The sequence below is a fragment of the Pseudorhodoplanes sp. genome (assembly GCF_035565855.1).
Lineage (GTDB): Bacteria > Pseudomonadota > Alphaproteobacteria > Rhizobiales > Xanthobacteraceae > Pseudorhodoplanes.
On record NZ_DATMRX010000317.1, the window covers coordinates 1 to 5,455 of the forward strand.

The following is a 5,455-nucleotide window of genomic DNA, read 5'->3' on the forward strand; positions in this document are numbered from 1 at the left end:
GGGCGACACGATCCCCGGCGGCGACGACGTGCTGAGCTTCACGGTGCGTGAGCCGCTCGGCGTGGTCGTGCGCATCAACGCCTATAACCACCCGATGCTGTTTGCCGCGACGCATGCAGCGCCGGCGCTCGCCGCCGGCAACGCGGTGATCATGAAGCCGCCGGAGCAGGCGCCGCTGTCGACTCTGCGTCTTGCGGAACTGATCGGCCCGCTGTTTCCGAAAGGTGTCGTCAGCGTGCTGGCTGGCGGCCGCGCCTGCGGCGAAGCCATGGTCGCGCATCCGCTTGTCGCCAAGGTCGGCCTGATCGGCGCCATCCCGACCGGCAAGGCGATCCTCAAGGGCGCCGCGGACACGATGAAAAAGGTGTCGCTCGAACTCGGCGGCAAGAACGCGCTGATCGGCTATGCCGACGCCGATCCGGACAAGCTCGCTGCCGGCGTGATCCAGGGCATGAATTTTGTCTGGCTCGGCCAGTCCTGCGGCTCGACGTCGCGGGCGTTCCTGCACGAGAGCATTCACGACCAGGTGCTTGATCGTGTCGTGGAGAAACTCAAGGCGCTGCGCTTCGGGATCCCGACCGATCCGGACACCGAAATGGGCTGCCTCGTCAGCCAGGCGCAGCTCGACAAGGTTATTCACTACGTCGAAGCCGGCAAGCAGGATGGCGCAAGACTCGTCACCGGCGGCCGCCGTCCCGACGATCCGGCCTTCGCCAAGGGCTTCTACTACGAGCCGACCATCTTCGCCGACGTGACGCCGAAGATGCGCATCGCGCGCGAGGAAATCTTCGGGCCGGTGCTCAGTGTTTTCAAATGGCGCGACGAAGACGAGATGTTCCAGGCGGTCAATGAGTTGAGCTATGGCCTCACGGCCTCGATCTGGACGAAGAACCTGTCGGTCGCGCATCGCGCCGCGGCGCGCGTCGAAGCGGGCTATGTCTGGGTGAATGGCGCCAGCACGCATTATTACGGCGTGCCCTTCGGGGGCTACAAGCAGTCCGGGCTTGGACGCGAAGAATCCATCGAAGAGCTGCTGGACAACACGCAGCTCAAGAGCATCAATGTCGTGCTGGACGCTGCCGGGGCCTGAGCCAGACCCAGTCGAAGGATCAATACATGTCGCATGGTCACGGACTTCAGATCAAAAACGTCACCAAGAGGTTCGGCGGACACGCCGGCATCGTCGCGGTCCGCGACATGTCGTTCGACGTCAAGCCGGGCGAATTCATCTCCATCATCGGGCCGAGTGGCTGCGGCAAGTCGACGCTGTTCAATATCATCGGCGGCTTCCTCAAGGACTATGAGGGCGAGGTGGTACTGGACGGCCAGGGCAAGCCGGGCGACCGCACCATCGGCACCGTGTTCCAGGAGGAGTCGACGTTTCCTTGGCGCACGACGTTGCAGAACGTGATGTTTCCGCTGGAAGCGGCCGGCATGCCGAAAAAGGAGCGCATCGAGCGCGCCCGGCATTTCATCCAGCTCGTCGGTCTCGAAGGTTTCGAGAACAATTATCCGAGCGAACTCTCGGGCGGCATGCGGCAGCGCACCGCGATCGCCCGGACGCTGGCCTTCGATCCGAAGATTCTGCTGATGGACGAGCCTTTCGCTGCGCTCGACGAACAGACCCGGTTGTTGCTCGGCGACAAGGTGCTGCAGATCCAGCAGGAGCTGGAGCAGACGACGATGCTGATCACCCACAACATCACCGAAGCGGTGCAGCTTTCGGATCGTGTCGTGGTGATGAGCTACCGTCCGGGCACGGTGAAGCGCATCATCCCGATCGACCTGCCGCGGCCGCGCTCCTCGGAGATCATGAGCAGCGAGCGCTTCGGCCAGCTCGTCGGCATGATCTGGGCCGATCTGCGCGAGGAAGCTTCCCGCGGTATGCAGGAAGCCGAGCGCAAACGCGCGTCCTGATCAGTCTGCGTCGCGCTTGCGGCGGCTGCTTTGCGATTTCGCTGACGCGGCAGGGGAGGCGCTGCCGGCCTTGCGCGACGCGCCGCGGCTCTGCGCCTCGAGATTGCCGGCGATAATCGCACCGATGCGGAAGAACTCCGCGATGTCGGCCTTGCTCAGACCCTCGCGGGCAATGGCATTGATGCCGGCCGCGCAGTCCAGGAGTTTGGCCTCGATCTCGGCGCCGGCGGGCTCGAGAAAAACGCGGACGTTGCGGCGGTCCCGCGCATCGCGCTCACGGCGGATATAGCCACGCTTTTCCAGGGCATCGAGCACGGTCGTGGAGGATGCGGTTTCGATGCCGACTCGGCGTGACAGCTCGGTCTGATTGAGGCCGTCATCGTACCACAACCGCTCGAGATGGACGAATTCGCTGAAGCTGACGTCGTGATCCTTGAGGCGGTCGCGCAACAATTTGCTGAAGGCGAGATGCGAGCGCCGCAGCAGCTTGCCGATGCCGATAGGCGGCGGATGATGAGCGTCTTCGGCGAAACGGCGCGGCGTATCGGGCAAGGCAATCTCCGGCAGACAATTGATACAGAAAACTGAGTTGACTTATATTAATCGTAAGGTATCTTACCAATAGGTACCTTAGCAATGACCGCCTGGTGCGTGCAAGGAGTACGAGACAGATGAGCGAGCAGGTCCTGGTGTGCCGGAGCGACGAGCTCAAGGAAGGCGCCGTCCGGGTGTGCACTATCGGCGATGTCGAGGTCGGCATTTTTCGCCACAATGGCGGGTGCCATGCCTACAAGAACGTCTGCCCGCATCAGGGCGGGCCGGTCTGCGAGGGCGTGCGCATGCCGCAGGTCGAGGATGTGATCGACGAGAACGGGCTCTTCGTCTGCCAGAAATTCAATGACGACGATGTGCATATCGTCTGCCCGTGGCACGGCTACGAATTCCATATCGAATCCGGCGAGCACGTCATCGACCCGAAAGTGAAGCTGAAGAAATACGACGTGGTCGAGCGGGAAGGGCAAATCTATGTCGCGATCTGACGCCGCGCGCGATTTCTCCGACCTGGCCAGCGACCTCTCGGCGCGCTGCCTCGAGGCCATCGAACAGAACCGCCTCGAGGACATTCCGGCCGATGCGCTGGGCCAGGCCTTCGCATCGGTCTTGCAGGTTTATGCCGCGAAGGCGCAGGCCGGTGAGAACCTGCTGCCCTTCGGCCGCAACAGCGGCGTGACCGCCACCGATGTCGCCATCGGCTGCACCGCCATGCTGGAAGCGGTCAACCTTGCACTCTTTGAACTCGGCGCATGGCAAAACATGTCGAGCGTCGGCCGCATCAAGTATGACGAGTCCGCGACGGAGCGATTCTGATGTTGAAGGTGACCAGCAGCCGCGATGTTGCGAACGAGGGCTTCAACAGCTCGGTGCATCTGAAGAACGCCGCTGCGCAGGGGGAATCGCGCAACTACGACGATTTCATGATCGTCGATGTCGATGCCCATCACTACGAAACCGAGGCCTTCAGCGAGATCGCCGATTACATCGACGATCCGGTGCTGCGCCGCGAGGCGAAGTTTCAGGGCATGGCGCGCGGCGGCATTGCCTCGATGGACGGCTCCTACCAGGAAATGACGGGCCGCATCACGCGCTACCCGGAGCGCCGCGGCGAGAAGGTGCCGCCGCAGCCGCACCGCGACATCACGTTGATGTATCGCTGGATGGACGCGCTGCGTGTCGACGTCGCCTGCATGTTCCCGACGCCGATGCTGAACATCGTCACCTGTCCGCGCATCGAAGTCGAAGTGGCGCTGGCGCGCGCCTATAACCGGTGGCTCTGCGACAACATTCTCGAGAGCGAGAACGGTCGCCTCAAGTCGATGCTCTATCTGCCGTTCAACGATCCGGCGGCCTGCATCGACATCGTCGAAAAGTTCGGCAGCCGCAAGGGCGTCATCGGCTTCATGGTGGTGGCGACGCATTACCGCTCGGTCCACGACAACGCATATATGAAACTCTATTCGATGCTGCAGGAGCGCAACCTGCCGCTGGCGTTTCATGCCGCCTATACGTGGAGCGACAAGCAGCTATCGCTGACCAACCGCTTCATGGCGGTGCACGCGCTGGGCTTTACCTGGCACAACATGCTCCACATGACCAACTGGCTGGTCAACGGCATGCCGGAGCGCTTCCCGAAGCTCAAGATCATCTGGATCGAATCGGGGCTGGCCTGGGTGCCGTTCCTGATGCAGCGCCTCGATAACGAGTTCATGATGCGCTCGTCGGACGCGCCGCTGCTCAAGCGCATCCCCAGCGATTACATGCGCGAGATGTACTACACCTCGCAGCCGATGGAGATGGTCAACAATCCGAAGGCGCTGGAAGTGACCTTCGAGATGATCAACGCCAAGACGCAGTTGCTGTACTCGTCCGATTATCCACACTGGGACATGGACCTGCCGTCCACCATCTACGACCTGCCGTTCCTCGACGAGCAGGCCAAGCGCGACATTCTCGGCGGCAATGCGCAGCGCCTGTTCAATCTCGAAACGACGCTGGCGCCGGGCAAGCACGAGCGCCGCGCCCAGCGCGGCGTGAAGGCGGCCGCCGGATAGTCTGCCCCGATCATATGCCGATGTGACTGACTGCGTCTGAACCCCGTCCATCTCCGTCCGAGGCGTCTTCATGATTTCCGAGCAGGAACTGGCCAAGCTGTCTTATCCGGAGATGCCGAAGATCGTCTCCAATGAGCTGCCGGGCCCGAAGTCGCGGCAGGTCATCGACGACGCCCTCAAGGTGCAGACCCCGACGCGGCCGTCGGTGCGCGGCACTTTGGTGATCGAGGAGGGTTTCGGCGCCGGCATCAAGGATCCGGACGACAACGTCTATATCGATCTGTCCGCCGGCGTCGCGGTGTCGAGCGTCGGCCGCAATCACCCCAAGGTGGTGGAAGCCGTCCGCGAACAGGCCACCAAGCTGATGCATTCGGCGGGCCTCGTGTCGTCGAGCACGGTGAAGCTGGCGCAGAAGCTATCGGATCTCATGCCCGAGGGGCTGCGCGGCGAATGCTTCACGGTGTTCGGCATGAGCGGCTCGGCCGCGGTCGAGACCGCGATCAAGTTCGCCAAGGCGATTACCGGCAAGCATCAGATCGTCGCCTTCGAGGGCGCCTATCATGGCGTCTTCCACGGCTCACTGGCGCTGACCACGCGCGAGAATTTCCGCGTGCCGTTCATGCCGTTGATGCCCGGCGCGATCCACATGCCTTACGCATACTGCTATCGCTGCTTCGCCGGGTTTGACAGCAAGACCTGCGCCCAGGCTTGCGGCAAGTATCTCGATTTCAAGCTCAATACGCCCAACACCGGCGCCGACGATGTTGCCGCGGTGATCGTCGAGTCGATGCAGGCCGATGGCGGCTACATCGATCCGCCGATCGAGTTCATGAAGGCGTTGCGCGAGGCCTGCGACAAGCGCGGCATCATCCTGATCATCGACGAGGTGCAGGCCGGCGCCGGCCGCACCGGCAAGATGTGGGCGGTCG

Annotated in this window: 7 protein-coding genes; 6 read left to right on the forward strand and 1 reads right to left on the reverse strand. The window is 62.7% G+C overall.

Annotation, left to right across the window (positions count from 1 at the left end; translation table 11 throughout):
* On the forward strand, window positions 1–1,090 hold a 1,090-nt coding region (locus VN004_RS18065), incomplete at its 5' end, for an aldehyde dehydrogenase family protein (RefSeq protein ID WP_325612982.1).
* A 26-nt stretch (window positions 1,091–1,116) separates the two neighbouring features.
* A complete protein-coding gene (locus tag VN004_RS18070; protein ID WP_325612984.1) occupies window positions 1,117–1,917 on the forward strand; it encodes an ABC transporter ATP-binding protein in 801 nt (266 codons plus the stop codon).
* Here VN004_RS18070 and VN004_RS18075 read toward each other — a convergent pair whose 3' ends face one another.
* A complete protein-coding gene (locus VN004_RS18075; RefSeq protein ID WP_325612986.1) occupies window positions 1,918–2,469 on the reverse strand; it encodes a MarR family winged helix-turn-helix transcriptional regulator in 552 nt (183 codons plus the stop codon).
* A gap of 119 nt (window positions 2,470–2,588) precedes the next feature.
* Here VN004_RS18075 and VN004_RS18080 point away from each other — a divergent pair, with 119 nt between their 5' ends.
* The 4 genes from VN004_RS18080 to VN004_RS18095 all read left to right on the forward strand — a co-directional run.
* The gene (locus VN004_RS18080; RefSeq protein WP_325612989.1) at window positions 2,589–2,957 is read left to right on the forward strand and encodes a Rieske (2Fe-2S) protein; all 369 of its coding nucleotides are present in this window, start codon (window positions 2,589–2,591) and stop codon (window positions 2,955–2,957) included.
* Entirely contained in the window at window positions 2,944–3,285 is a 342-nt protein-coding gene (locus VN004_RS18085; protein WP_325612991.1) for a hypothetical protein, read from the forward strand. The genes VN004_RS18080 and VN004_RS18085 overlap by 14 nt, the downstream gene beginning before the upstream one ends.
* Window positions 3,285–4,526 carry an amidohydrolase family protein gene (locus tag VN004_RS18090; RefSeq protein WP_325612993.1) on the forward strand — a complete coding sequence of 414 codons (1,242 nt, stop codon included), beginning with the start codon at window positions 3,285–3,287 and terminating at the stop codon, window positions 4,524–4,526. The genes VN004_RS18085 and VN004_RS18090 overlap by 1 nt, the downstream gene beginning before the upstream one ends.
* A 70-nt stretch (window positions 4,527–4,596) precedes the next feature.
* Window positions 4,597–5,455, forward strand: an 859-nt coding sequence (locus tag VN004_RS18095; RefSeq protein ID WP_325612995.1) for an aminotransferase class III-fold pyridoxal phosphate-dependent enzyme, incomplete at its 3' end; no start/stop codon positions are given.

Coding starts and splice junctions, on each gene's coding strand:
- VN004_RS18090 (WP_325612993.1), top strand. CDS start 3,285: ATGTTGAAGGTGACCAGCAGCCGCGATGTTGCGAACGAGGGCTTCAAC.
- VN004_RS18085 (WP_325612991.1), top strand. CDS start 2,944: ATGTCGCGATCTGACGCCGCGCGCGATTTCTCCGACCTGGCCAGCGAC.
- VN004_RS18080 (WP_325612989.1), top strand. CDS start 2,589: ATGAGCGAGCAGGTCCTGGTGTGCCGGAGCGACGAGCTCAAGGAAGGC.
- VN004_RS18070 (WP_325612984.1), top strand. CDS start 1,117: ATGTCGCATGGTCACGGACTTCAGATCAAAAACGTCACCAAGAGGTTC.